Origin of the sequence: Erwinia sp. CGal63 (genome assembly GCF_037026505.1) — a bacterium.
Taxonomy (GTDB): Bacteria; Pseudomonadota; Gammaproteobacteria; order Enterobacterales; family Enterobacteriaceae; genus Erwinia.
In genome coordinates this window covers 634,018-658,959 of sequence record NZ_JAKUMN010000001.1, presented here as the reverse complement: position 1 = coordinate 658,959, position 24,942 = coordinate 634,018, and the positions used below count along the sequence as shown (strand labels likewise).

General features: G+C 57.7%; 25 protein-coding genes. 11 read left to right on the top strand and 14 right to left on the bottom strand.

Annotated features, from left to right (window positions below; translation table 11 throughout):
* Positions 1 to 48: 48 nt before the first annotated feature.
* Positions 49 to 387, bottom strand: a complete 339-nt coding sequence (locus MKZ79_RS02795) for a YebG family protein (RefSeq protein WP_336140036.1) — start codon at positions 385 to 387, stop codon at positions 49 to 51.
* A 138-nt stretch (positions 388 to 525) separates the two neighbouring features.
* Between MKZ79_RS02795 and purT the strand changes: the two genes are divergently transcribed.
* The gene (gene purT / locus MKZ79_RS02790) at positions 526 to 1,704 is read left to right on the top strand and encodes a formate-dependent phosphoribosylglycinamide formyltransferase (RefSeq protein ID WP_336140035.1); all 1,179 of its coding nucleotides are present in this window, start codon (positions 526 to 528) and stop codon (positions 1,702 to 1,704) included.
* Positions 1,705 to 1,768: 64 nt separating this feature from the next.
* Here the strand turns inward: purT and MKZ79_RS02785 are convergent, their stop codons facing one another.
* The 3 genes from MKZ79_RS02785 to zwf form a co-directional block, all read right to left on the bottom strand.
* On the bottom strand, positions 1,769 to 2,407 hold the full coding sequence (locus tag MKZ79_RS02785; protein ID WP_336140034.1) for a bifunctional 4-hydroxy-2-oxoglutarate aldolase/2-dehydro-3-deoxy-phosphogluconate aldolase: 639 nt from the start codon (positions 2,405 to 2,407) through the stop codon (positions 1,769 to 1,771).
* Between the two features lie 310 nt (positions 2,408 to 2,717).
* On the bottom strand, positions 2,718 to 3,008 hold the full coding sequence (locus MKZ79_RS02780) for a hypothetical protein (RefSeq protein ID WP_336140033.1): 291 nt from the start codon (positions 3,006 to 3,008) through the stop codon (positions 2,718 to 2,720).
* 252 nt (positions 3,009 to 3,260) lie between these two features.
* Positions 3,261 to 4,736 (bottom strand): glucose-6-phosphate dehydrogenase, encoded by a 1,476-nt coding sequence (gene zwf / locus MKZ79_RS02775; protein ID WP_336140032.1) that lies wholly within the window; start codon positions 4,734 to 4,736, stop codon positions 3,261 to 3,263.
* Between the two features lie 597 nt (positions 4,737 to 5,333).
* Between zwf and pyk the strand changes: the two genes are divergently transcribed.
* Positions 5,334 to 6,776, top strand: coding sequence for a pyruvate kinase (gene pyk / locus MKZ79_RS02770; RefSeq protein WP_336140031.1), 1,443 nt, complete (start codon positions 5,334 to 5,336; stop codon positions 6,774 to 6,776).
* A 159-nt stretch (positions 6,777 to 6,935) separates the two neighbouring features.
* Positions 6,936 to 8,168, top strand: coding sequence for an MFS transporter (locus tag MKZ79_RS02765; RefSeq protein ID WP_336140030.1), 1,233 nt, complete (start codon positions 6,936 to 6,938; stop codon positions 8,166 to 8,168).
* Positions 8,169 to 8,200: 32 nt separating this feature from the next.
* Here MKZ79_RS02765 and lpxM read toward each other — a convergent pair whose 3' ends face one another.
* From lpxM to znuA, 3 genes are all read right to left on the bottom strand, one after another.
* Complete coding sequence (gene lpxM / locus MKZ79_RS02760; protein ID WP_336140029.1) at positions 8,201 to 9,169, bottom strand: lauroyl-Kdo(2)-lipid IV(A) myristoyltransferase; 969 nt, start codon at positions 9,167 to 9,169, stop codon at positions 8,201 to 8,203.
* A gap of 126 nt (positions 9,170 to 9,295) precedes the next feature.
* The gene (gene mepM / locus MKZ79_RS02755; protein ID WP_336140028.1) at positions 9,296 to 10,627 is read right to left on the bottom strand and encodes a murein DD-endopeptidase MepM; all 1,332 of its coding nucleotides are present in this window, start codon (positions 10,625 to 10,627) and stop codon (positions 9,296 to 9,298) included.
* Positions 10,628 to 10,639: 12 nt separating this feature from the next.
* On the bottom strand, positions 10,640 to 11,587 hold the full coding sequence (gene znuA, locus MKZ79_RS02750) for a zinc ABC transporter substrate-binding protein ZnuA (RefSeq protein WP_336140027.1): 948 nt from the start codon (positions 11,585 to 11,587) through the stop codon (positions 10,640 to 10,642).
* A gap of 77 nt (positions 11,588 to 11,664) precedes the next feature.
* Between znuA and znuC the strand changes: the two genes are divergently transcribed.
* Both znuC and znuB read left to right on the top strand, forming a co-directional pair.
* Positions 11,665 to 12,417 carry a zinc ABC transporter ATP-binding protein ZnuC gene (znuC, locus tag MKZ79_RS02745; protein WP_336140025.1) on the top strand — a complete coding sequence of 251 codons (753 nt, stop codon included), beginning with the start codon at positions 11,665 to 11,667 and terminating at the stop codon, positions 12,415 to 12,417.
* Entirely contained in the window at positions 12,414 to 13,199 is a 786-nt protein-coding gene (gene znuB / locus MKZ79_RS02740) for a zinc ABC transporter permease subunit ZnuB (RefSeq protein WP_336140024.1), read from the top strand. Before znuC ends, znuB begins: the two co-directional genes overlap by 4 nt.
* Before the next feature lie 46 nt (positions 13,200 to 13,245).
* On the opposite strand, the gene ruvB is transcribed toward znuB, so the two are convergent.
* The 6 genes from ruvB to aspS all read right to left on the bottom strand — a co-directional run bounded on the left by ruvB (position 13,246) and on the right by aspS (position 18,661).
* A complete protein-coding gene (gene ruvB, locus MKZ79_RS02735) occupies positions 13,246 to 14,250 on the bottom strand; it encodes a Holliday junction branch migration DNA helicase RuvB (RefSeq protein WP_336140023.1) in 1,005 nt (334 codons plus the stop codon).
* An 8-nt stretch (positions 14,251 to 14,258) separates the two neighbouring features.
* The gene (gene ruvA, locus MKZ79_RS02730) at positions 14,259 to 14,876 is read right to left on the bottom strand and encodes a Holliday junction branch migration protein RuvA (RefSeq protein WP_336140022.1); all 618 of its coding nucleotides are present in this window, start codon (positions 14,874 to 14,876) and stop codon (positions 14,259 to 14,261) included.
* A gap of 72 nt (positions 14,877 to 14,948) precedes the next feature.
* Entirely contained in the window at positions 14,949 to 15,473 is a 525-nt protein-coding gene (gene ruvC / locus MKZ79_RS02725) for a crossover junction endodeoxyribonuclease RuvC (RefSeq protein WP_336140021.1), read from the bottom strand.
* Between the two features lie 34 nt (positions 15,474 to 15,507).
* A complete protein-coding gene (locus tag MKZ79_RS02720) occupies positions 15,508 to 16,251 on the bottom strand; it encodes a YebC/PmpR family DNA-binding transcriptional regulator (protein WP_336140019.1) in 744 nt (247 codons plus the stop codon).
* A gap of 195 nt (positions 16,252 to 16,446) precedes the next feature.
* On the bottom strand, positions 16,447 to 16,881 hold the full coding sequence (nudB, locus tag MKZ79_RS02715) for a dihydroneopterin triphosphate diphosphatase (protein WP_336140018.1): 435 nt from the start codon (positions 16,879 to 16,881) through the stop codon (positions 16,447 to 16,449).
* A 1-nt stretch (position 16,882) separates the two neighbouring features.
* Entirely contained in the window at positions 16,883 to 18,661 is a 1,779-nt protein-coding gene (aspS, locus tag MKZ79_RS02710) for an aspartate--tRNA ligase (RefSeq protein ID WP_336140016.1), read from the bottom strand.
* A gap of 267 nt (positions 18,662 to 18,928) precedes the next feature.
* On the opposite strand from aspS, the gene MKZ79_RS02705 reads away from it, so the two are divergent.
* From MKZ79_RS02705 to MKZ79_RS02680, 6 genes are all read left to right on the top strand, one after another.
* The gene (locus MKZ79_RS02705; RefSeq protein ID WP_336140015.1) at positions 18,929 to 19,492 is read left to right on the top strand and encodes a hydrolase; all 564 of its coding nucleotides are present in this window, start codon (positions 18,929 to 18,931) and stop codon (positions 19,490 to 19,492) included.
* Between the two features lie 56 nt (positions 19,493 to 19,548).
* Positions 19,549 to 20,373, top strand: coding sequence for a DUF72 domain-containing protein (locus MKZ79_RS02700; RefSeq protein ID WP_336140014.1), 825 nt, complete (start codon positions 19,549 to 19,551; stop codon positions 20,371 to 20,373).
* 85 nt (positions 20,374 to 20,458) lie between these two features.
* Positions 20,459 to 20,854 (top strand): MAPEG family protein, encoded by a 396-nt coding sequence (locus MKZ79_RS02695; protein WP_336140013.1) that lies wholly within the window; start codon positions 20,459 to 20,461, stop codon positions 20,852 to 20,854.
* Positions 20,855 to 20,927: 73 nt separating this feature from the next.
* Positions 20,928 to 21,668, top strand: coding sequence for a carboxy-S-adenosyl-L-methionine synthase CmoA (cmoA, locus tag MKZ79_RS02690; protein WP_336140012.1), 741 nt, complete (start codon positions 20,928 to 20,930; stop codon positions 21,666 to 21,668).
* Positions 21,668 to 22,633 (top strand): tRNA 5-methoxyuridine(34)/uridine 5-oxyacetic acid(34) synthase CmoB, encoded by a 966-nt coding sequence (gene cmoB, locus MKZ79_RS02685; RefSeq protein WP_336140011.1) that lies wholly within the window; start codon positions 21,668 to 21,670, stop codon positions 22,631 to 22,633. The genes cmoA and cmoB overlap by 1 nt, the downstream gene beginning before the upstream one ends.
* A 225-nt stretch (positions 22,634 to 22,858) precedes the next feature.
* Positions 22,859 to 23,956 (top strand): glycerol dehydrogenase, encoded by a 1,098-nt coding sequence (locus tag MKZ79_RS02680; RefSeq protein WP_336140009.1) that lies wholly within the window; start codon positions 22,859 to 22,861, stop codon positions 23,954 to 23,956.
* Between the two features lie 26 nt (positions 23,957 to 23,982).
* Here MKZ79_RS02680 and MKZ79_RS02675 read toward each other — a convergent pair whose 3' ends face one another.
* Positions 23,983 to 24,828, bottom strand: coding sequence for a hypothetical protein (locus MKZ79_RS02675; RefSeq protein ID WP_336140007.1), 846 nt, complete (start codon positions 24,826 to 24,828; stop codon positions 23,983 to 23,985).
* Positions 24,829 to 24,942 lie beyond the last annotated feature (114 nt).

Here is a 24,942-nt window from a genome sequence, read left to right as displayed (position 1 = left end):
ACCTGAAGCCTGTCTGCGGACAGGCTTTTTATTTGCAGCGACGCGCCGTCAGGCCGCTTTACTGCGGCCCGCTTTGGGCTTCTTCTCTTCCGCGTCGACATCTTCAGCCGCGATTTCTGCTACCGCTGCCACGGGACGCGAGCGCTCCGCTTCCGGCATTTTACTGGTACGCAGAATATGCTGGACGGCATCTTTGTTTTCCGACAGGAACATACCCAGCGCCTCGCGCTGATTCTCGTCCATCTCCAGCGGCGCCGCGCTCAGCCAGTCGCAGAACACTTCGGCCATATCGAGCATTTTGTCATAAGCGTCGGCTTCTTTCTTACTGGCGAAAGTCATCTTTTCCTCACCTTTTCTGACGACAACAAATTTGATTTCAACAGCCATAGTGCCCACCTCGTTTAACTGTATTTTTATACAGTATATCAGACCAGGAAGTTTTCTCAAGCCCGGAAATCGGATGATCGCGCAATCGTTTTCGTTTATACTGCGGCCGCGTTTTTTCCCTCAATCAGGTAGAGATTTATGACAACTCTGGGTACTGCGCTGCGCCCTGCGGCGACTCGCGTAATGCTGCTCGGCTCGGGCGAGCTGGGCAAAGAAGTGGCGCTGGAATGTCAGCGTCTGGGCGTGGAAGTTATCGCAGTCGATCGCTATGCCGACGCGCCAGCGATGCAGGTCGCTCACCGCAGCCACACGATCAATATGCTGGATGGCGAAGCCCTGAAAGCGCTGGTGGCGCAGGAGCGTCCGGACTATATCGTGCCGGAAATCGAGGCTATCGCTACCGATATGCTGATTGAGCTGGAAAAACAGGGACAGCGCGTTGTCCCTACGGCGCGTGCCGCCCGTCTGACCATGAACCGCGAAGGCATCCGTCGCCTGGCGGCCGAAGAGCTCGCTCTGCCGACCTCTTCTTATCGCTTTGCCGATAACGTGGCGGATTTTAATCAGGCCGCGCAGGAAATTGGTTTCCCCTGCATCGTTAAGCCGGTGATGAGCTCCTCGGGTAAAGGCCAGAGCTTTATTCGCGAAGCGGGCGAACTGGCCGCCGCGTGGGAATATGCACAGCAAGGCGGTCGTGCTGGTGCCGGCCGCGTGATTGTTGAAGGCGTAGTGAAATTTGATTTTGAGATTACGCTGCTTACCGTCAGCGCCGTTGACGGCATCCACTTCTGCGCGCCAATCGGCCATCGTCAGGAAGATGGCGACTATCGGGAATCCTGGCAGCCGCAGCAGATGAGCGAACTGGCGTTGCAGCGCGCGCAGCAGATTGCGGAAAAAGTCGTTACCGCGCTGGGCGGCCACGGTTTGTTTGGCGTCGAGCTGTTTGTCTGCGGTGACGAAGTGATCTTCAGCGAAGTTTCTCCTCGCCCGCATGATACCGGTATGGTGACGCTGATTTCGCAAGATCTGTCCGAGTTCGCGCTGCACGTTCGCGCTTTCCTGGGTTTGCCGGTTGGCGGCATTCGCCAGTACGGGCCAGCGGCCTCTGCGGTTATCCTGCCGGAGCTGGAGAGCGACAACGTGCAGTTCGCCAATCTGGAAGCGGTACTGGGCGCGGGCCTGCAGCTGCGCCTGTTCGGCAAGCCCGAGGTGCGCGGCAAGCGCCGGATGGGCGTAGCGCTGGCTACCGGCGACGATATCGATGATGCCGTAAAACGTGCCGTGACCTGCGCCGCCGGCGTGAAAGTCAGCGGCTGAGGTTCAGGCGGCATCCGTAAAAAAGGATGGCTCAGGCCATCCTGTTTTCCTGCCAGCCGCGCTGTTAGCGCGCGCCCGCCACGGCTTCTTTCGCCAGCTGCGTAATACGATCGTAATCGCCCGCCTCCAGCGCGTCGCCAGGCACCAGCCAGGAACCGCCGATGCAAAGCACGCTTTTCAGCGCCAGATAGTCGCGATAGTTGGCCGGAGAGATGCCGCCGGTTGGACAAAAGCGCACCTGCGGGAAAGGCCCGCTAATCGCCTGCAGCGCCTTGACGCCGCCGTTGGCTTCCGCCGGAAAGAATTTAAACTCGCGCAGGCCATGATCCATACCGGCCATCAGTTCTGATACGGTGCTGATACCCGGGATCAGCGGAATGGGCCCATCCACAGCGGCCTTCAGCAGCGGCTCAGTAATGCCGGGACTGATAACAAATTTTGCGCCCGCATTGGTGACTTCCCGCAGCTGCTGTACGTTCAGCACCGTTCCCGCGCCAACAATGGCTTCAGGCACTTCCGCGATCATCGCTTTTATCGCATCCATAGCGCAGGCGGTTCTTAGCGTCACTTCCAGTACTTTCACGCCGCCCGCCACCAGCGCTTTCGCCATCGGCACCGCATGTTCCAGCTTGTTGACTACGATAACCGGCACAACCGGGCCAGTAGTCAGAATTTGTTCAGCGCTTGTTTTCCAGTTACTCATCGTCCTGCTTCTCCTTTCAGGCCTGCCTGTTCCCTGTTACCAGCGAGGCGGGCAAAAACGACGCGCGCGGCGTCCGGAAGCTGTCTACCATACAGGATTTTTAGCGGCTTCGTCCATGCGTGAAATCTGTTTTTGAAACTGCGGTTCATTTTTCAGGAGCATAGTCTGCCCGGGCCAGAGTGGCCGTACATTTTCATAAAAAATAAGCTTAAAAAAGATTAAAAGGTTACGAAATTCAGACTATTTTCCTTTCTGTAAAATAAAGCCGCCCTTCCGTAACCACAGAAATTAAATTAATCGATGTTAATTATCAGAGTGCTATGGCAGAAGCAGAGGAGTTGTTATTCCCATGAACAGCGAATACTGAATAAGTTCTACCGCTAAGCGTTTCAAGTTGTGCATTCCATGCATCCCAGGCCGCAAAAATATCTCCTTCATAAGCGCTTTCATATTTGCTGCCGTCGCTGAGCATCGCTTTGCCCGTCATGCCTGCAGCTGGCTCACGCGGCGCCACCGGAGAGCCTCCTGTCGTAGTGGTTGTTGAGTCGCAGCTACCGGCGCCGGAGACAGACGCTATTTCAAAATCCATTAACATTCTCATTGGTTTATCCTTAATCTTATTAATAAGAACTAAAACTATAACATGCCATAAATAACAATTATTCAGGCAGGTGTGATTCTAATATCTTAAGTCCCGATGTAAAGAAATTCATTTAATATGTATCTGGAAAGAGAGTTTATTATATTTAATATTGGTTGCTGAAGGTTATTGCGGTTTCTGAAGAATATCATTTCGTGACGGGAAACCGTTCCGCCACCGAACGATTTTCGGTAGCGGAACAGGCTGAGGGGCTTATTCGAACTCGTTCCAGGAGCGACCATCGCGGGTGATCATCGCCACGGAAGCGACCGGCCCCCAGGTGCCCGCCTGATAAGGCTTAGGCGCTTCGTTATCCGCCGCCCAGGCTTCCATAATGGAGTCGACCCACTTCCAGGCTTCCTCTACCTCGTCGCGACGCACAAACAGCGCCTGGATGCCGCGCATCGTTTCCAGCAGCAGACGCTCATAGGCGTCGGCCAGATGCGACTGGTTAAAGGTTTCCGAGAAGCTCAGATCAAGCTTGGTGGTCTGCAGATTGTGCTTGTGATCCAGACCCGGCACTTTGTTCAGGATCTGGATATCAACGCCCTCGTCCGGCTGCAGACGAATGGTCAGCTTGTTCTGCGGCAGCTCCTGCCAGGAATCCTTGAACAGGTTCAGCGCCGGGTTTTTAAAGTAGACCACGACCTCGGAGCATTTGGTCGGCAGACGCTTGCCGGTGCGCAGGTAGAAAGGCACGCCAGCCCAGCGCCAGTCGTCAATATCCACGCGGATGGAGACGAAGGTTTCCGTGTTGCTGGATTTGTTGGCATCTTCTTCTTCCAGGTAGCCCGGCACCTTTTTGCCCTGTACGAAGCCGGAAGTGTACTGGCCGCGCACGGTTTTATCACGCACGTTAGTATGGTCGATACGGCGCAGCGAGCGCAGCACTTTTACTTTTTCGTCACGGATGCGGTCAGCGGTCAGATCCGCAGGCGGCGACATCGCAATCATGGTCAGCACCTGCAGCAGGTGGTTCTGGATCATGTCGCGCATCTGGCCCGCTTTATCAAAGTAGCCCCAGCGTCCCTCGATACCCACCTCTTCCGCCACGGTGATCTGCACGTGATCGATAGTACGGTTGTCCCAGTTGGCGGCGAACAGCGAGTTGGCGAAGCGCAGCGCCAACAGGTTCAGCACCGTCTCTTTACCCAGATAGTGGTCGATACGGAAAACCTGGTTCTCTTCGAAATATTCGCCGACCTGGTCGTTGATCTCGCGAGAGGTTTCCAGCGAGGTGCCCAGCGGCTTCTCCATGACCACGCGCGCAGGCTGCGCGTTCAGCTTAGCCGTGCCCAATCCTTTACAGATCGCGCCGAAAGTCCCTGGCGGCATAGCGAAATAGTTGATGGTTACGCGCTTTTTCTGATCGAGCATTTTACCCAGGCGGGTGAAGTGCGCCGCGTCGTTCACGTCCAGATTGCAGAAATCAAGCCGGCTGCTCAGCTTGTCCCACAGCGCTTCGTCGATGGTTTCCTTCATAAAGGTTTCCAGCGCTTCACGCACGACTTTGGTGTAGGCCGCTTTATCCCACTCCGCACGGCCTACGCCGATAATGCGCGACTCTTCGTGAATCTGACCGGCTTTCTCCAGCTGATACAGGGAAGGCAACAGTTTCCGGCGTGCAAGATCGCCTTTGGCACCAAAAATCACCAGATCGCATGCCTGGGCTGTTTGTGTAACCGCCATTCTATTCTCCTCATTGGGATGACCCGACCAGCGAATCCCGGCGCGGTCAGGCTTTTTTGATTTTCTTTCAATACAATGTACTGCTTTTGCCGGGTCTGCGTAAACCTGACTGCGCTTCGCCAGCACAGCGTAGCCAGGTTCACACCGATTTGCTGGCCAATACGCGGACAGAATGTGCTTAATCTTTCCACTTTTTTGTTAGCTTTCGTATCGGCGTAACAGGCCGTTTTTTGCGCATAAAAGTGATAACTCGCGGCAAACGGCGGCGAAACGGCGACGTCAGCGTTACTCCGTGACGCTATCCCGCGACGTCGGCGGCTATCGATTTCCCCTTTGACTGAAATCGACAAAATATATAAACGCTAAAGCGGCGAGTATCCGAGCAAAATGCCCATCTCGCCGCCGTTTATAAGAGATTAAAGAATTTTTCTCACGACGATATGCCAGCGCCCGCTTAGGGTGATATTGTTATGCGGCGAGCCAGCCTGAGGGATTTACAGGGAAAAGGTCGAAGCGGAACGCCTTTCCCTTATAAAATGGCCGCGCTCTTCAGGAATTGCTGCGGCAACACCTCTTTCAAAGTCAATGGAGTCACACATGTCCAGACGTTTAAGAAGAACCAAGATCGTTACCACCCTGGGTCCGGCTACCGATCGCGACAACAACCTCGAAAAAATTATCGCTGCCGGCGCCAACGTGGTTCGACTTAACTTCTCACATGGAACGCCGGAAGACCATATGCAGCGCGCCAGCAACGTGCGTGCGATTGCGGCAAAACTGGGCCGCCACGTGGCCATCCTGGGCGATCTTCAGGGCCCGAAAATTCGCGTATCCACCTTTAAAGAAGGCAAGGTGTTTCTCACCCAGGGCGACCGTTTTCTGCTGGACGCCAGCCTGGGCAAAGGCGAAGGCGATAAGGAAAAAGTCGGCATCGATTACAAAGGACTGCCGGCGGACGTTGTGCCTGGCGATATCCTGCTGCTGGATGATGGCCGCGTGCAGCTGAAGGTGCTGGAAGTTCAGGGCATGAAGGTCTTTACCGAAGTCACCGTCGGCGGCCCGCTTTCCAACAACAAAGGCATCAACAAGCTGGGCGGCGGGCTCTCTGCCGAAGCGCTGACCGAAAAAGACAAAGCGGACATCATTACCGCCGCGAAAATTGACGTGGATTACCTGGCCGTCTCTTTCCCACGCTGCGGCGAAGACTTGAATTACGCCCGTCGTCTGGCTCGCGAAGCGGGCTGCGAGGCGAAAATCGTCTCTAAAGTCGAGCGCGCCGAAGCCGTAGCGACGCAGGAAGCAATGGATGACATTATCCTGGCTTCCGACGTGGTAATGGTCGCCAGGGGCGATCTGGGCGTTGAAATTGGCGATCCTGAGCTGGTCGGCATTCAGAAAGCGCTGATCCGCCGCGCCCGTCAGCTGAACCGTTCGGTAATTACCGCTACGCAGATGATGGAGTCGATGATTACCAATCCGATGCCAACCCGCGCCGAGGTAATGGACGTCGCTAACGCCGTGCTGGACGGCACCGACGCCGTGATGCTTTCTGCGGAAACCGCAGCGGGCCAGTATCCGGCGGAAACGGTCACGGCAATGGCGAAAGTCTGCCTGGGCGCCGAGAAGATCCCCAGCATCAACGTTTCCAAACATCGCCTGGACGTGCAGTTCGACAATATCGAAGAAGCCATCGCCATGTCCGCCATGTACGCCGCCAACCATCTGCAGGGCGTGACGGCGATCATCACCATGACGGAATCGGGCCGCACCGCGCTGATGACTTCGCGCATCACTTCCGGCCTGCCGATTTTCGCTATGTCGCGCCATGAGCATACGCTGAACCTTACCGCGCTCTATCGCGGCGTGACTCCGGTCTACTTCGACAGCAACAACGAAGGCGTGGCCGCCGCGCATGACGCTATCAATCTGCTGCGCGATAAAGGCTTCCTGATGTCGGGCGATCTGGTGATCGTCACCCAGGGCGACGTAATGAGCACCACCGGCACCACCAACACCAGCCGCGTGCTGCGGGTAGAATAATCTCCAGACGTTATCGGGCCGTCGCGCCCGATAACCTTTTCCGCGCTATTATTCCTCTTTTCGCTGTTTTTTCAGCAACACATTCATCAAGTCTCCATACACAACCCGTATGCTGGCGCGATTTTGCAGATCCTGTTTACTTGTCCGGAAGGTGCCTGAATGCCCTCTTTTCTCCCCGTGTCGACCTTAACCCGTCGCCATTTAATTTTTCCGCTTTCGCTGGTGCTGTTTGAGTTTGCCAGCTATATCGCTCACGACATGATCCAGCCGGGCATGTTGCTGGTTACCGACGAGTTCAGCGTTGGCCCGGAATGGGTTTCCGCCTCGCTGACCGCTTATCTGGCTGGCGGTATCGTGCTGCAGTGGCTGCTGGGGCCGCTTTCCGACAAGCTTGGCCGGCGGCCGGTCATGCTGGCCGGCGTGGCTTTCTTTACGCTGGCCTGCGTCGCTACGCACTGGGTCGACTCCATCGGGCAATTTATCCTGATGCGTTTTTTACAGGGCACCAGCCTCTGCTTTATCGGCGCGGTGGGCTACGCGGCCATTCAGGAGGCTTTTAACGAGGCGCTGAGCGTAAAGATGATGGCGCTGATGGCGAATATCGCGCTGCTGGCGCCGCTGGCCGGCCCGCTGGCGGGCGCCGCCTTTCTGTCGGTAAGCGACTGGCGCGCCATGTTCTGGCTGTTCGGCGCCGTCAGCGCCGTGGCGTTAATCGGCCTGTGGCGGACGATGCCGGAAACCGCCGGCGACAGCGGCGCTTCGGTAGCGCTGAAGTCGCTGGGCAAAGGCTATCTGCATCTGCTGCGCGATCGTCAGGTGATGAGCGGTTCGTTGGCTATCGGGCTGGTAAGCATTCCCTGCCTGGGCTGGGTCGCGCTGTCGCCGGTGATCCTGATCCATAGCGAGCATCTTTCCCGGATGGACTATGCGCTGCTGCAGCTGCCGGTTTTCCTGGCGATGATTGCGGGAAATCTGACGCTGGGTAAACTTTCCGGCCGCGTACCGATTGAGCAGCCGCTGAAGCTGGCCGCGTGGCCGATTCTGATTGGCCTGGCGGTAGCGGCCTTCGCCACAATGCTGAATGCACACAGCTATCTCTGGCTGACCGCCGGCCTGAGCCTGTACGGCTTCGGCACCGGCCTGGTCAACGCCGGGCTTTATCGCCTGACGCTGTTCTCCAGCTCGTCGGGCAAAGGCAGCGTCGCCGCCATGCTCGGCATGGTAAGCATTCTGGTGTTTACGCTGGGGATCGAGGCGGTGAAAAGCGCTTATTTCAGCGGCGGCAGCTTCTGGTTCAGCCTGGTGAACCTTGCCTGCGGGCTGTGCTGGTTCTGGCTGGTGAAAGCCTTTTTGCGCGAGCGCGAAAGGCGCATCGTCGCGCTGGCGGAATAAAAAAAAGCCCCGTTGGATAACGGGGCTCTCTGCTACTTTTTGCGGAAGAGATCTTTACGCCGATAAGGCTCAATATCGCCTTCTTTGCGGGTCTTCAGCAGCTTCAGGATCCAGGTGTACTGTTCCGGATTCGGCCGCACCAGATTCTCCACTTCTTCATTCATCCTGCGCGCCAGCGTTTTGTCGTCCGCTTCCAGCAGATCGTCCATCGGCGCACGCAGGTGAATATCCAGGCGATGCGTTTTGCTGTTGTAAACCGGGAACAGCGGCACTACGCGAGCGCGGCAGACTTTCATTAATCGACCTACCGCTGGCAACGTCGCCTTATAGGTTGCGAAAAAGTCCACAAACTCGCTGTGCTCGGCTCCATGATCCTGGTCCGGCAAATAATAGCCCCAGTAGCCCTGACGCACAGAGCTGATAAACGGCTTGATACCGTCGTTTCGGGCATGCATACGGCCGCCGAAGCGGCGACGCACCGTGTTCCACATATAGTCCAGCAGCGGGTCACGCTGGTTATGAAACATCGCCGCCATTTTTTGGCCTTCGGAGGCCAGCACCATAGCCGGAATATCCACGGCCCAGCCGTGGGGCACCAGAAAGATAATGTTCTGATTTTCAGCGCGGATCTGCTCGATAATCTCTCTGTTGTGCCAGGTTATACGTTGGCGGGCATGCTCTGGGCGCATGGCGAGTTCCGCCATCATCACCATGGACTGCGGCGCGGTAGCGAACATCTCGTCGATGATTTTCTCACGTTCGGCTTCCGGGATTTCAGGCAGGCAGTAGAACAAATTGATCTGCGCGCGGCGGCGAGCGCTTTTCGCATACTTGCCGGCGAAGCGACCCAGCGCACCCAGCAGCGGATCGCGCAGGCGCGCGGGTACCCAGGCCATACCGGCGCACAATCCTATCGCCAGCCAGCTTCCCCAGTAGCGCGGCAGCAGAAAGGATTTCTGAAAAACAGGGATAAATTCAATATTGCTTTTTTTGTTATTCATGCACTCGCCTCAAATTCTGAGCGGCTAATGATAGTGCTGACGAACTATTTTGCAACGTTCGCCTCGTTTTACCCATAAGAAAAAGCCGGCGGAGGATCCGTCGGCTTGTCTTTCAGGGTGGAACGATTAATTAAAACGCAGCTGCGGCGTGATTTCGCGAACCTGTGCCAGATAGTCGCTACGCTCTTTGCCGGTCAGCCCTTCCATCCGCGGCAGCTTCGCCGTCAGCGGGTTGACCGCCTGGTTGTTGATCCAGACTTCAAAGTGCAGATGCGGCCCGGTAGAACGGCCGGTGTTGCCGCTCAGGCCGATACGCTCGCCCCGCTTCACCTTGTCGCCCGGCTGCACCAGCAGCTTTTTCATATGCATATAGCGCGTCATGTACTGGCGGCCATGACGAATGGCGACATAGTTGCCTGCGCCGCCGCTGCGCTTCGCCACGATCACCTCGCCGTCGCCCACCGCTAATACTGGCGTGCCCAGCGGAAGCGCGAAGTCTACGCCCTTGTGCGGCGCAACGCGGCCGGTCACCGGGTTCAGGCGGTGCGGGTTGAAATTGGAGGAGACGCGATACTGTTTCGCCGTCGGGAAGCGCATAAAGCCGTGCGCCAGACCCGCGCCGCTGCGATCGTAAAATTTGCCGTCCGCGGCGCGAATAGCGTAATAGTCTTTGCCGCCGGTTTGCAGGCGCACGCCCGTCAGACGGCTCTGCTGGCTTTTACCGTCCATCATCTCGCGGGACATCATCACCGAGAAACGATCGCCGTTACGCAGCTTGCGGAAGTCCATCTGCCACTGTAGCGCTTTGATCACCGCGCTGATTTCGCCGCTGCTCAGACCCGCGTTACGGGCGCTGGTGACAAAGCTGCCCTGTACGGTGCCGGCAAGCACGCTGCTCTGCCATTCGCCCTGCTGGACGGCGGAAGAGGCTTTAAAGGTATCCCCGGAACGGTCGTAGGTGCGGGTTTCGCGACGCGAAGCTTCCCAGGTCAGACGCTGCAGCTGGCCGTCATCGGTTAGCGTCCAGGAGAGCTGTTGGCCAATCTGCAGATTACGCAGATCTTTATCCACTTTGACCAGCTGGTTGATATCTCCCATATCGATGCCATACTGGTTGAGTACGCTACTTAACGTATCTCCCGCTGACACCACGTAATCATGCGTGCCGGTTTCGCTGGGCACATCCTGATCTATCTCATCTTTCGGCACGTCTTCGTCCGGCGAAGGCGTATCCTGGTCAATCGGCTCGCTGGCTTCCGGCAGCAGCGTGCGCAGCTGCTCTTTGTCCAGCTCGATGCTTTTGACGACAGGATTTTCCCCGGGGACGATCGGGTGATAAACGAAAGGCCGCCATACGGAGACGGCCAGCGTAACGACGGTGAGCGAACCCAGCATAACGCGGTGGGTTCGCGGCAATGTATTAAACGCCATGGCGACAGCGCGGGCAATTTGCTGCACGTATTAGTTCCTCTAAGCTCCTTTCAGGCAGCTCGCATACTGGCTGGACAGCTGTGAGAGGAATTTCACATAGCTATCTCTTCCCGGAGTGATGTCCGTACCCAGCGGATCCAGCGTTCCTGTACGCACTTTGGTTCCTCTGGCGACGGCATCGATCACGGCCGGCCTGAATTGTGGCTCAGCAAAGACGCAGACCGCCTTTTGCTCAACCAACTCTGTTCGAATTTGATGTAAACGCTGAGCGCCGGGCTGGATTTCAGGGTTAACGGTAAAATGCCCTCTGGGGGTCAGACCGAAGTGTTTTTCAAAGTAGGTATATGCATCGTGAAAAACGAAATAACCCTTCCCTTTTACCGGCTCAAGCTGAGCGGCTATTTGCGTATCAGCCGTGGCCAATTCTGCCTCAAAGTGCTGCAGGTTCGCGTCTAGTTTGTCTCTGCTTTGCGGCATAAGTTCCAATAATTTTGCGTGGATTGCAACCGCAGATTGCTTCGCGATTTCCGGCGACATCCACAGGTGCATATTATATTCGCCATGATGGTGCGCGTGAGCCTGTTCGGCATCCCCTGCAGCACCTTCTTCATGTTCACTCTCGTCGTCATGCTGCCCGCGAACCAGCAGCGGTTTGACCGTGGTTAAATCAGCCAGTTCGAGGTTTTTTTGTGCGGGTAGCGTCGCTACCGCTTTCGGCATAAAGGCTTCCATTTCTGGCCCGATCCAGACCACCAGATCCGCGCCCTGCAGGCGTTTAATGTCCGAAGGACGCAGTGAATAGTCATGCTCCGAAGCGCCATCGGGAAGCAGGATTTCGACCGGCGTAACGCCGTCAGCGATAGCGGCGGCGATAAAGCCCAGCGGTTTAACGGAGGCGACTACCGCAGCATTAGCAGCAGAGGTAAGCGAAGCGGCAAGGCCGAGCGCGGAAAGCAGGGTAAACAAGGGCTTAGTTTTATGTAACATAATGATTCAGTCCATCGTGACAGGTCGATGGATTGTGATATTATAACATTATAAAACTTCTGCAACCTGTAATCACTATGTCTTCACTGATAAGCCTTGAAAACATTTCCGTCAGCTTTGGCCAGCGCGCCGTGCTTTCCAGCGTGTCGCTGCAGCTGCAGCCTGGCCGGATACTGACGCTGCTCGGCCCTAACGGCGCCGGCAAATCCACGCTGGTGCGCGTGGTGCTGGGGCTGATTTCGCCCACGAAGGGCAAAGTCGTGCGCCATGAACAGCTGCGCATCGGCTACGTGCCGCAAAAAATCCACCTGGACGCCACGCTGCCGCTGACCGTTGAACGCTTTATGCTGCTGCGCGGCGGCGTCAGGCGCACCGATATTCTGCCTGCGCTGAAAAGAGTTCAGGCCGGCCAGCTGCTGCAAGCGCCGCTGCAAAAACTCTCCGGCGGTGAAATGCAGCGCGTGCTGCTGGCTCGCGCCCTGCTTAATCAGCCGCAGCTGCTGGTGCTGGATGAGCCAACGCAGGGCGTGGACGTCAACGGTCAGGTCGCCCTGTACGATTTAATCGATCAACTGCGGCGTGAACTCAACTGCGGCGTGCTGATGGTTTCCCACGATTTGCATCTGGTGATGGCGAAAACCGACGAGGTGCTCTGCCTGAATCAGCACATTTGCTGCTCCGGCACGCCCGAGGCGGTTTCCCGCCATCCGGAATTTATCTCTATGTTTGGCCCTCGCGGCGCCGAGCAGCTGGCTATCTATCGACACCAGCATAATCATCGTCACGACCTTCAGGGACGTATCGTATTGCGCAGAGGACAAACCAGGTGATTGAACTGTTATTTCCCGGCTGGCTGGCGGGCTTTTTGCTGGCGCTTGCCGCCGGCCCGCTAGGCTCGTTCGTGGTCTGGCGCCGCATGTCCTACTTTGGCGATACGCTGGCGCACGCCTCGCTGCTTGGCGTCGCCTTCGGCCTACTGCTTAACGTCAGTCCGTTTTACGCGGTGATCGCGGTGACGCTGCTGCTGGCGCTGCTGCTGGTCTGGCTGGAGCGACGTCCTCACCTGGCCATTGATACACTATTGGGGATTATGGCGCACAGCGCGCTGTCGCTGGGCCTGGTGGTAGTCAGCCTGATGTCCGGCGTACGCGTGGATCTGATGGCTTATCTGTTTGGCGATCTGCTGGCGGTGACGCCGACCGATCTCTACACCATCGCGGCTGGGGTAGTGATAGTGCTGGCGGTACTGGCGGCCAACTGGCGCTCGCTGCTCTCCATGACCATCAGCCCGGAGCTGGCGCAGGTCGACGGCGTGAATATCCAGCGAACCAAAATGATATTGATGCTGGTGACGGCGCTGACTATCGGCGTGGCGATGAAATTTGTCGGCGCGCTGATTATCACCTCGCTGCTGATTATCCCGGCGGCCACGGCGCGTCGCTTCGCCCGTTCGCCAGAGCAGATGGCCGCCTTTGCCGTTCTGGTAGGCATTCTGGCAGTGACCGCTGGCCTGACCTTCTCGGCGTTTTACGATACGCCAGCCGGGCCTTCCGTGGTGCTGGGCGCATCGCTGATGTTTATGCTCAGCATGGTAAGAAAACCTGCGGTGTAGCTCTTCGCCAGGCAAGAAAAAACCGGTCAGCGATGACCGGTTTTTTTTACTCTTCCCGCGTGATGCCAAAGTGCCGGTAAGCGTGCTGGGTGGCCATCCTGCCGCGCGGCGTGCGCTGGATAAAGCCCTGCTGGATCAGATAAGGCTCCAGCACGTCCTCAATGGTTTCGCGCTCTTCGCCAATGGCCGCCGCCAGGTTATCCAGCCCGACCGGGCCGCCGGTAAACTTATCGATGATCGCCAGCAGCAGCTTGCGGTCCATATAGTCAAAGCCTTCCGTATCCACGTTCAGCATATCCAGCGCTCTGGCGGCCACTTCGCCGCTCAGGCTACCCGCTGCCCGCACTTCGGAAAAGTCGCGTACGCGGCGCAGCAGACGGTTGGCAATACGCGGCGTGCCGCGCGAACGGCGCGCGATCTCTAGCGCGCCCTCTTCGCTCAGCGGCAGCCCAAGGCAGCTGGCGCTGCGGCCAACAATATGCTGCAAATCTTCCACCTGATAGAACTCCAGACGCTGCACGATGCCGAAGCGGTCGCGCAGCGGCGAAGTCAGCGAGCCGGCGCGCGTGGTGGCGCCAATCAGCGTAAACGGCGGCAGATCCAGCTTGATAGAGCGCGCGGCCGGGCCTTCGCCGATCATGATATCCAGCTGGTAGTCTTCCATCGCCGGATAGAGCACCTCTTCCACCACGGGCGAGAGACGATGGATCTCATCGATAAACAGCACGTCGTGCGGCTCAAGGTTAGTCAGCATCGCCGCCAGATCGCCCGCTTTTTCCAGCACCGGGCCGGAAGTGGTGCGCAGGTTTACGCCCAGCTCGTTGGCGACAATCCCCGCCAGCGTGGTTTTGCCCAGGCCCGGCGGGCCAAACACCAGCAGGTGATCCAGCGCGTCGCCGCGCATTTTGGCGGCCTGAATAAAGATTTCCATCTGCTCGCGCACGACCGGCTGGCCGACATACTCTTCCAGCAGTTTAGGCCGGATAGCGCGGTCAATCACTTCTTCTTCGCTGATGGTTCCCGGCGAAACCAGGCGATCGGCTTCAATCATGCTTTACCTCAAATAGCTGCGCGCAGGGCTTCGCGGATCAGCGTTTCACAATCCGCGTCCGGACGACCGACTTTACCCACCATCCGGCTGGCTTCCTGAGGTTTATACCCCAGCGATACCAGCGCGGCAACGGCCTCTTCTTCGGCACTGTTGCCCGCGTCGGGCGCCTGGACTTCGCTGGTCAGGGCGAAAGGCGCATCGGCGGCGAACAGATCGCCATGCATCCCTTTGAAGCGATCCTTCATTTCGACCACCAGACGCTCGGCGGTTTTCTTGCCCACGCCCGGCAGCTTCACCAGCGAGGCGATCTCTTCGCGCTCTACGGCGGTAACGAACTGCTGCGCCGACATGCCGGAAAGAATAGCCAGCGCCAGCTTAGGCCCGACGCCGTTAACCTTGATTAGCTCGCGGAACAGCGCCCGCTCCTGACGGCTGTTGAAACCGAACAGCAGCTGCGCGTCCTCGCGCACCACAAAATGGGTGAACAGCGTTGCTTCGTGATCCAGCTCGGGAAGCTCGTAAAAGCAGGTCATCGGCATATGCACTTCATAGCCTACGCCGCCCACTTCCAACAGAACCAGCGGCGGCTGTTTTTCCAGAATCTTGCCTCTCAGACGACCTATCACCTTAAGCTTCCTTCAGAAAAGAGTAATGCGGGGTTTTATATCACAAAAAAAGCTGGATAGATATCCAGCTTATCAGGAACGCAGGCGGCCACGCGCCAGGTTAAGTTTGCCTTCGCCCAGCCGGTTGACGTTCTGACTGAGGTGGCAGTGCGTAATGGCGATAGCCAGCGCGTCCGCGGCGTCGGCCTGCGGACTGGCGGAAAGCTTCAGCAGCGTTTTCACCATATGCTGCACCTGGCTTTTTTCCGCGCTGCCGATGCCGACCACGGTTTGCTTGACCTGACGCGCCGCGTACTCGAACACCGGCAAATCGTGATTCACCGCCGCGACGATCGCCGAGCCGCGAGCCTGACCCAATTTGAGCGCCGAATCGGCGTTTTTCGCCATAAAGACCTGCTCAATGGCGAAATAATCCGGCTGATACTGGGTGATAAGCTCGCTAACGCCCGCATAGATTATCTTCAGGCGTGCCGGCAAATCGGTGGAGTTGGTGCGAATACAGCCGCTGCCCAGGTAAGTCAACTGGCGACCCACCTGGCGGATGATGCCGTAGCCGGTGATGCGTGAACCGGGATCGATACCCAAAATGATCGCCATCACGCTCCTCCGGCCAGCTGTGGAAATAACGCCATTACAGCGTAGCCGCCACCTCGTCGGAAATCTCGCCGTTATGGTAGACCTCCTGCACGTCGTCGCAGTCTTCCAGCATATCGATCAGGCGCAGCAGCTTCGGTGCCGTCTCCGCGTCCATATCCGCTTTGGTGGAAGGGATCATGGTCACTTCAGCGCTGTCGGCATTCAGACCGGCTGCCGCCAGCGCGTCTTTGACTTCGCCCAGCGATTCCCAGGCGGTAAAGACGTCGATAGCGCCGTCATCGTAAGTCACGACGTCATCCGCACCCGCTTCCAGGGCCGCATCCATCACCGCGTCTTCTTCCAGACCCGGCGCGAAGGAGATAACGCCTTTACGGGTAAACAGGTAGGCTACAGAGCCGTCCGTCCCCAGGTTGCCGCCGGTTTTGGTGAAGGCGTGACGCACTTCGGAAACGGTACGGTTACGGTTGTCGCTCAGGCACTCCACCATAACTGCCGTGCCGCCAGGGCCGTAACCTTCATAGATGATGGTTTCCATGTTGCTGTCGTCTTCGCCGCCCACGCCGCGCGCGATAGCGCGGTTCATGGTGTCGCGAGTCATATTGTTGGACAGCGCTTTATCCATCGCCGCACGCAGGCGCGGGTTAGAGCCCGGATCGCCGCCGCCCAGCTTCGCCGCCGTGACCAGCTCGCGAATGATTTTAGTGAAAATCTTGCCGCGTTTAGCGTCCTGCGCCGCTTTGCGGTGCTTGGTGTTAGCCCATTTACTATGACCAGCCATGCTTTAAATTCCTCCTCGATCCCTCACAGGCTATCTTACTTGTGATTTTGTCCGCTGGCAGTGCGCGGAATCCTCACGTACTAAAGTACGCTGCGGTTCCTGTGCGCTGGCAGCGAACAAACTCACTGCGCCGATATACGCCTGAAGGTTTAGCATCATCGATACCGCCTGACCATCAGGCGATAATTAAACAAGTTATACTACAAATTCTTCAATCGCCTGGCGGTTGCTCCAGGACTTCGTGAGCGCGGCAGCGTCGGCGGCGGCTATCCAGCGGTAAGCCAGATGCTCGCTCAAGGCTATCGGCCGCTCTTCCGGCAGCGCCAGGCAAAACCAGTGTTCGCTGTTGTGCGTCACTTCCGGCGCGTAACGATGACGGAAATGCGCAAAGATCTCGAATTCTATTTGACGCTGGCAGTCCACTAAGGTGAGCTGGCCATCGTTAATATCAATTCCTGTCTCCTCCCGCACTTCACGTTGCGCGGTCGCCAGCAGCGTTTCGCCCTCTTCCTGGCTGCCGGTAACGGATTGCCAGAAAGAGGGATCGTCCCGCCGCTGCAGCATCAACACCCGTCCGCTATCGCGGGCGAAAATCACCACCAGCACCGATACGGGCCGCTTGAAAGCCATCTTAGTGGCTCTCAGGCTTGTCCTTTTTCACCACTTCTATGCCCAGCTCCGCCAGCGAAGCCGGGTTGGCGAAGTTTGGCGCTTCGGTCATCAAACAGGCCGCTGCCGTGGTTTTCGGGAAGGCGATAACGTCGCGAATATTGTCGGTGCCGGTCAGCAGCATAACCAGGCGATCCAGACCAAAGGCTAAACCAGCGTGCGGCGGCGTGCCGAACTTCAGCGCGTCCAGCAGGAAGCCAAACTTCTCGCGCTGCTCCTGCTCGGTGATGCCCAGAATGCCAAACACCGTCTGCTGCATGTCGCCGTTGTGGATACGCACGGAACCGCCGCCCACTTCGTAACCGTTGATCACCATATCGTAAGCGTTGGCGATGGCCGTTTCCGGCGCCGCTTTCAGCTCGCCCGGCGTCATATCGCGCGGCGCGGTGAACGGATGGTGCATTGCGGTCAGGCCGCCTTCGCCGTCCTCTTCGAACATCGGGAAGTCCACCACCCACAGTGGCGCCCAGGTGTTGCCGTTGGTAATCTCCAGGTCGCGACCCAGCTTCAGGCGCAGCGCGCCCAGCGCGTCGGCCACGATTTTCGCGCTGTCGGCGCCGAAGAAGATGGCGTCGCCGTCCGCAGCAGAGGTGCGGCTCAGGATCTCTTCAACGATTTCCGCGTTCAGGAATTTGGCGACCGGGCTGCTGATGCCTTCCAGACCTTTGGCGCGCTCGTTAACCTTCATCCACGCCAGGCCTTTAGCGCCGTAGATTTCCACAAACTTGCCGTATTCATCAATCTGCTTGCGGCTGAGCTGCGCGCCGCCCGGCACGCGCAGTGCGGCGACGCGGCCTTTGGCATCGTTAGCAGGGCCGGAGAAGACTTTGAACTCGACCTCTTTCAGCAGATCGGCAACGTCCACCAGCTCCATCGGGTTACGCAGATCCGGCTTGTCGGAGCCGTAACGACGCATCGCTTCAGCGAAGGTCATCATCGGGAAGTCGCCCAGCTCAACGCCTTTCACGCTCTGCCAGAGCTCACGCACCATTTTTTCCATGATTTCACGCACCTGCGGCGCGGTCATAAAGGAGGTTTCCACGTCGATCTGGGTAAATTCCGGCTGGCGGTCGGCGCGCAGATCTTCATCGCGGAAGCACTTCACGATCTGGTAGTAACGGTCGAAGCCGGACATCATCAGCAGCTGCTTGAACAGCTGAGGCGACTGCGGCAGCGCGTAGAATTTACCTTTATGGACGCGGCTTGGCACCAGATAGTCGCGCGCGCCTTCCGGCGTGGCTTTGGTCAGCATCGGCGTTTCAATATCCAGAAAGCCGTTATCGTCCATAAAGCGGCGCACAAAGCTGGTGATTTTCGCGCGGGTTTTCAGGCGCTGCGCCATATCCGGACGACGTAGATCCAGATAGCGGTATTTCAGGCGCGCTTCTTCGCTGTTGGTCTGGTTGGAGTCCAGCGGCAGCGGTTCCGCGCGGTTGATGATGGTCAGATCGGTAGCGAACACTTCCACTTCGCCCGTCGCCATCTCGCTGTTTTTGTTTTTCTCGTCGCGCGCACGCACGGTGCCGGTCAGCTGAATGCAAAACTCGTTACGCAGTTCAGAGGCGAGGTTAAAAGCCTCCTTGCGATCGGGATCGAAAAATACCTGCACGATGCCTTCACGATCGCGCATATCGATAAAGATCAGGCTTCCCAGATCGCGGCGGCGGTTAACCCAGCCGCAAAGTGTCACCTGTTGACCTACGTGAGACAGGTTGATCTGTCCGCAATACTCGGTACGCATAACGCTATCCTTTTAACTTCGCCGCTCGCGGGCAGCATCTTTAGTTATCCGTTCGGGGCGATGCCGCCGCGAAAAAGGCGGCTATTATAATGGAAAAAGCCGGGCGCGATAAGAGCCGGTTCCTGCAAGCCGTGCGGAAAGTCGCTACAATTAGCCTGCGCCTCACAAAAGCTAACAAATTTCTCGCGTCTCTCACATTGTTGTTATCGCCCTGGTGAGCTGACTGCCTGTATTCTCAACGGTTTTCCCCAAACACCCGGAGTCACTATGTTGCAACTAAACGCCGCCACCACCGCGCTGGTGCTGATCGATCTGCAGGAAGGCATTCTGCCTTTCGCCGGCGGCCCTTATAAAGCGGAAGACGTGGTTACCCGTTCGGCGAAGCTGGCCAATAAATTCCGCGCCGTCAACGCGCCTGTCGTGCTGGTGCGCGTGGGCTGGGCGAAAGATTTCGGCGACGCGCCAAAACAGCCCGTAGACAGCAGCCACGGCGGCCCGCTGCCGGAAAACTGGTGGGACTGGCCGGAAGCGCTGGGCAAGCAGGAAAGCGATATCGAAGTGATTAAACATCAGTGGGGCGCGTTCTACGGCACCGATCTGGAGCTGCAGCTGCGTCGCCGCGGTATCGACACCATCGTGCTGGGCGGCATTTCCACGAATATCGGCGTGGAATCCACCGCGCGTAACGCCTGGGAACTGGGCTTCAACCTGATCGTAGCGGAAGATATCTGCGCGGCAGGCAGTACGGAAGAGCATAACAGCAGCTTTAGCTATATTTTCCCGCGCCTGGGCCGCGTGCGGACTTCTGACGAAATCATCGCCGCGCTGTAATCGCCGCCAGCGATCGCAGGGAGGCGATCGCGATCGCCGTAGTTAAGGGAGGAATAATGAAACCTTTTTATCTGGGCCTGCCGCAGTGGCAGCATCCGCAGTGGAAAAAGCTGGGCATGGAGACGCTGGCCGACTACGCCCGCTTTTTTAACTGCGTGGAAGGCAATACCACGCTCTATGCGCTGCCCCGCCCGGAGATCGTACAGCGCTGGTATGCGATGACCCATGACGATTTCCGCTTCTGCTTTAAATTTCCTGCGACCATCAGTCATAAGGCTGCACTGCGCGACAGCGGCGATCTGACCGCCGAGTTTTTTAGCCTCCTCTCGCCGCTCGCGTCGCGCGTCGGTCAGTACTGGCTCCAGCTTCCTGCCGCCTTCGCGCCAGCCGATTTAGCCGCGCTGTGGGCTTTTCTCGACGGTCTGCCGAAGGATTTCAGCTACGGCGTGGAGGTGCGTCATCCGGAATTTTTTGCCAAAGGAGAAGCGGAAAAAGCGCTGAACGCCGGACTGCATCAGCGCGGCGTCAACCGGGTGATCCTGGACACGCGCGGCGTGCATTCCGCCATCCCCAGTAACCCGGCGATTATAGAGGCGCAGCGGAAAAAACCGCATCTGCCGGTTCATGCGGTGATGACCGCCGACCAGCCGATGATCCGCTTTATCGGCGGCGACGACGCGACGGCTAACCTGAAATGGTTCGAGGCCTGGCGCAACAAACTGCCGCAGTGGCGCGAACAGGGCCAGCCGTGGCTGTTTATTCATACCCCGGACGTGGCCTTTGCTCCCGCGATGGTGCAGAGCTTATGGCAGGCGCTGCGCCAGGCCGTGCCCGATATCGGCGAGCCGCCCGCCTGGCCTCAGCAGGAAAGTCTCTTCTGATCCTAAACGAACCTGTACATTTGCTGACAGTCTGTTCTTTCGCCGCTATGATGGCGCCAGAAGTTTCAGTCTGGGTGGAGTCAGGATGGTCAGCGCGCTGTACGTGGTGCTTGGAGCACTGTTTCTTATCAAGTTTTCTTTCGACGTCGTGCGGCTGCGCCGCCAGTATCGCGTAGCCTACGGCGACGGCGGCTTCTATGAATTACAGACCGCCATTCGCGTTCACGGCAACGCGGTGGAATATATTCCCGCAGCGCTGCTGCTGCTGGTGGTGATGGAGATGAACGGCGCGGATATGTGGATGCTGCATCTTACCGGCCTCTTCTTTTTTCTGGGCCGCGCCCTGCACAGCTATGGTATGCGCACCAGCACGCTCGTCTGGCGTAAAAACGGGATGATCCTCACGCTGCTGTCGCTGCTGGGCATGATCCTGGTCAACCTGATTTTTCTGCCCTGGGATTTGGTTTTCACCCTGAACTGAGGCGGAAAAGGTGCAGCCCGCGCCGCTTTCTGCCAGAATACGCCCTTTCCGTTTTTGTTCCGGACTTACCACTATGTCTAACCGCGATACGCTGTTCTCCGCGCCGATTGCCAAACTGGGCGACTGGACGTTTGACGAGCGCGTGGCCGAAGTTTTTCCCGATATGATCCAGCGCTCGGTGCCTGGCTATTCGAATATTATTTCCATGATCGGCATGTTGGCCGAGCGCTTTGTGCAGCCGCACAGCCAGGTTTACGATCTCGGCTGCTCGCTGGGCGCCGCCACGCTTTCCGTACGCCGTAATATCAAAGTCGACGGCTGTAAAATCATCTCCGTGGATAACTCTCCGGCAATGGTCGAGCGCTGCCGCCGCCATATCGACGCCTTTCGCGCCGACACGCCGGTTGAGGTGATTGAAGCGGATATTCGCGCTATCCCCATTGAAAACGCTTCCCTGGTGGTGCTGAATTTTACGCTGCAGTTTCTGGAACCCGCCGAACGTCAGCAGCTGCTGAATACCATCTGGCAGGGTTTGCGTCCCGGCGGCGCGCTGGTGCTCTCCGAGAAGTTCAGTTTTGAAGACGCCGATGTGGGCGAGCTGCTGTTCAATATGCATCATGACTTCAAGCGGGCTAACGGCTATAGCGAGCTGGAGATCAGCCAGAAGCGCAGCATGCTGGAGAACGTGATGCTGACCGACAGCGTGGAAACCCATAAAGAGCGGCTACGGCTGGCCGGATTTGAACACGCTGAGCTGTGGTTCCAGTGTTTTAATTTCGGCTCGCTGATCGCGCTTAAGGCAGGCGACCGCTAATGGATTTCGGTAATTTTTATCAGCTTATCGCCAAAAGCCCGCTGTCACACTGGCTGGAGACGCTGCCCGCGCAGATCGCCGCCTGGCAGCGCGAACAGCTACACGGCCATTTCAAAAACTGGGATCGCTCGGTGGAACATTTGCCGACTATCGTGCCGGAAACCCTGGATTTGCTGCATAGCGTCACCGCCGACAGCAGCCAGCTGAGCGATCGTCAGCGCGGCGGCATTGAAAGCCTGCTGCGCAATCTGATGCCGTGGCGCAAAGGCCCCTATTCGCTGTATGGCGTGCATATCAACACCGAATGGCGTTCCGACTGGAAGTGGGATCGCGTGCTGCCGCATATTTCGCCGCTGGCCGGTCGCACCGTGCTGGACGTCGGCTGCGGCAGCGGCTACCACATGTGGCGCATGGTCGGCGCCGGGGCGAATCTGGTGGTCGGTATCGACCCGATGCAGCTTTTTATCTGCCAGTTCGAGGCCGTCCGTAAGCTGCTGGGCAACGATCAGCGCGCGCACGTGCTGCCGCTCGGCATTGAACAGCTGCCGGAGCTGAAGGCCTTTGACACCGTGTTTTCAATGGGCGTGCTTTATCATCGCCGCTCGCCGCTGGATCATCTTTACCAGCTCAAAAATCAGCTGGTCAGCGGCGGCGAGCTGGTGCTGGAAACGCTGGTGGTGGAAGGCGACGAGCACGCGGTGCTGGTGCCGGGCGAGCGCTACGCGCAGATGCGCAACGTTTACTTTATTCCTTCGACCGGCGCGCTGAAAAACTGGCTGGAGAAGTGCGGCTTTGTGGACGTGAAGATTGCGGACTACTCCGTAACCTCGACCGAAGAGCAGCGCCGCACCGACTGGATGACCAGCGAATCGCTGGCAGAGTTTCTGGATCCCAATGACAGCAGCAAAACTGTCGAAGGCTATCCGGCGCCGCTGCGCGCGGTGCTGGTGGCGCGCAAACCCTGACTGCTCTCCACATTGGCCTGGCATCGCCAGGCCAATCTTCGCCCAAAACGCGTTTCTTTTAGTATGTTGTAACTATCAATATGCAGCTAACCGGGCGCATTCTCTGCCTTCTCACCTGCGCAAACCTCGCCTTTTTCCCAAAATGTCTTGTATCCGCTAGCGCTTCTGCCACAAAAGGGCCAGGGTTGAACCTGCACGACTTTTTTTTCACCAAAAGGAGTTCCCATGAGTAAATTTGTTTTCTCTTCACCGCGTAAATATGTTCAGGGCGCTGGCGTGATGGCGCAGCTGGGCGACTATGTGGCGGAACTGGGCAACAGCGCTTTTGTGGTGGCGGATGAAATCGTCTGGAAGCTGACGGGCGAAGCGGTGCAGGCGTCGCTGCGGCAGTACAACGTGGAGTGTCACTATCAGCAATTTAACGGGGAAGCCTCCGGCAACGAGATCTCCCGGCTGGCGGCGCTGGCGAAAGAAGCCGATGTACGTCTGGTTATCGGCGTCGGCGGCGGTAAAACGCTGGATACGGTCAAGGCCGTGGCCGATGAACTGAAGCGGCCGGTAGCGATTGTGCCGACAATCGCTTCGACAGACGCGCCATGCAGCGCGCTGTCCGTGATCTATTCAGAGAGCGGCGTGTTTGAAAGCTACCGTTTTTACAATAAAAACCCGGATCTGGTGCTGGTGGATACCTGGGTCTGCGCGCAGGCGCCGGTCAGGCTGTTCGCTTCCGGTATCGCCGACGGCCTGGCGACCTTTGTCGAGGCGCAGGCGGTGAAGCGTTCGCACAGCAAATCCATGGTCAACGGCGATCCCACTATCGCGGGTATGGCGATAGCGGAAGCCTGTGAAAAAACGCTGCTGACCTGGGGCTACAGCGCTTATCAGGCCGTAGAGAAAAAAGTGGTTACGCCCGCTGTAGAAGCCGTGGTAGAGGCCAACACGCTGCTCTCCGGTCTGGGCTTCGAGAACGCGGGCCTGGCGGGCGCGCACGCTATCCATAACGGCTTTACCGCCATTGATGGCGATATCCATCATCTGACGCATGGCGAAAAGGTCGCCTATGGCACGCTGACGCAGATGATGCTGGAGCCGCGTCCTGATGAAGAGATCGCGCGCTATATTCGCTTTTATCGTGCGATAAAGATGCCGACAACGCTGAAAGAGATGCATCTGGAAAATGAGAGCCGGGAGAACCTGCTGAAAGTCGGCGAACTGGCTAACAGCGAAGGCGATACGCTGAAAAATCTCAATCCCAACCTTAGCGCGCAGGATATCGCCAGCGCGATTATAGCGGTGGACGCTTTCAGCCGCACGGTGGAGTAGCGCCAGATAAGCGGTCTGCGGGCCGCTTATTTCTCCTTGTCCTGCGGCTCTTCCCAATACTCAAAGCGCCAGGCCGTGCTGATATTGCGTACGATGTTGCCATCCGCAAAGACCTCTTTCTCGTGCGAGTAGCTCAGGGTGCAGTTGTCATGCTCGTCCCACAGCTGGCACTCATCCTGCGTGGTCAGCTCGCTGTGCGGCTGATGTCTGTGGGTTAATAAACCCTGTTCCCGGTTTTTTGTGTCGTAACGCCACTGCGTCTCGCTGTCGGCGGAGCTGCTGGTGATTAGCCGGTTTTGCGCGTCCCATCGATAGAGAAACTCGCCGTTGGCGTCCGCATCCGATCCTCTTGCTACGCTCTTTACCAGGCGCAGGCGGCTGTCGTAACTGTTGGTGGTTTCCGTAAAGCCTTCCTTGCCCTGCAGCAAAAAAGCCTCCGACGAACTGGTGATCACGCCCTTTTTACCGGTCAGGTAGCTGATGGTGCCCCGCTTGTTATTCACCTCCACCAGCTCGCCTTTTTGCAACACATAGACCGACAGCGCATAGACGGCTTTCCAGCCGGTAGCGACGCGGGTAATGTTCTGCGCCATCTTCAGCACGACGTTTCCTTCGTTTTTATCAAAGCTGATATCTGCCCGCAGCAGGGCGCCGCAGCGGTCAAACTCGCTCAGCAACCTCTTTTGCCAGTCAACGTCTTTACCAAACTCGCCCATTACTACCTGCTTTATCGTGCCCTTTGCGGTGCCGCCCAGCAGCAGCAGGCTGTTGCTGTCGTTGATACGCGCGGCGTTAACGGGGCAGGTTTCGGCGCCCTGGGCTACAGCAGTCATAAGAAGCGTAACAGTCAGGATCGGTACGGTGATTTTCATCCACAAGCTCGCGGCAGCCATTATTTTGATTAGTGTAAGAGGTATTTTGACCCGCGGCAGAAAAAAAGCCTCACCAAAATGATGAGGCCTGGTACTTGCAAACATCACGTCGTC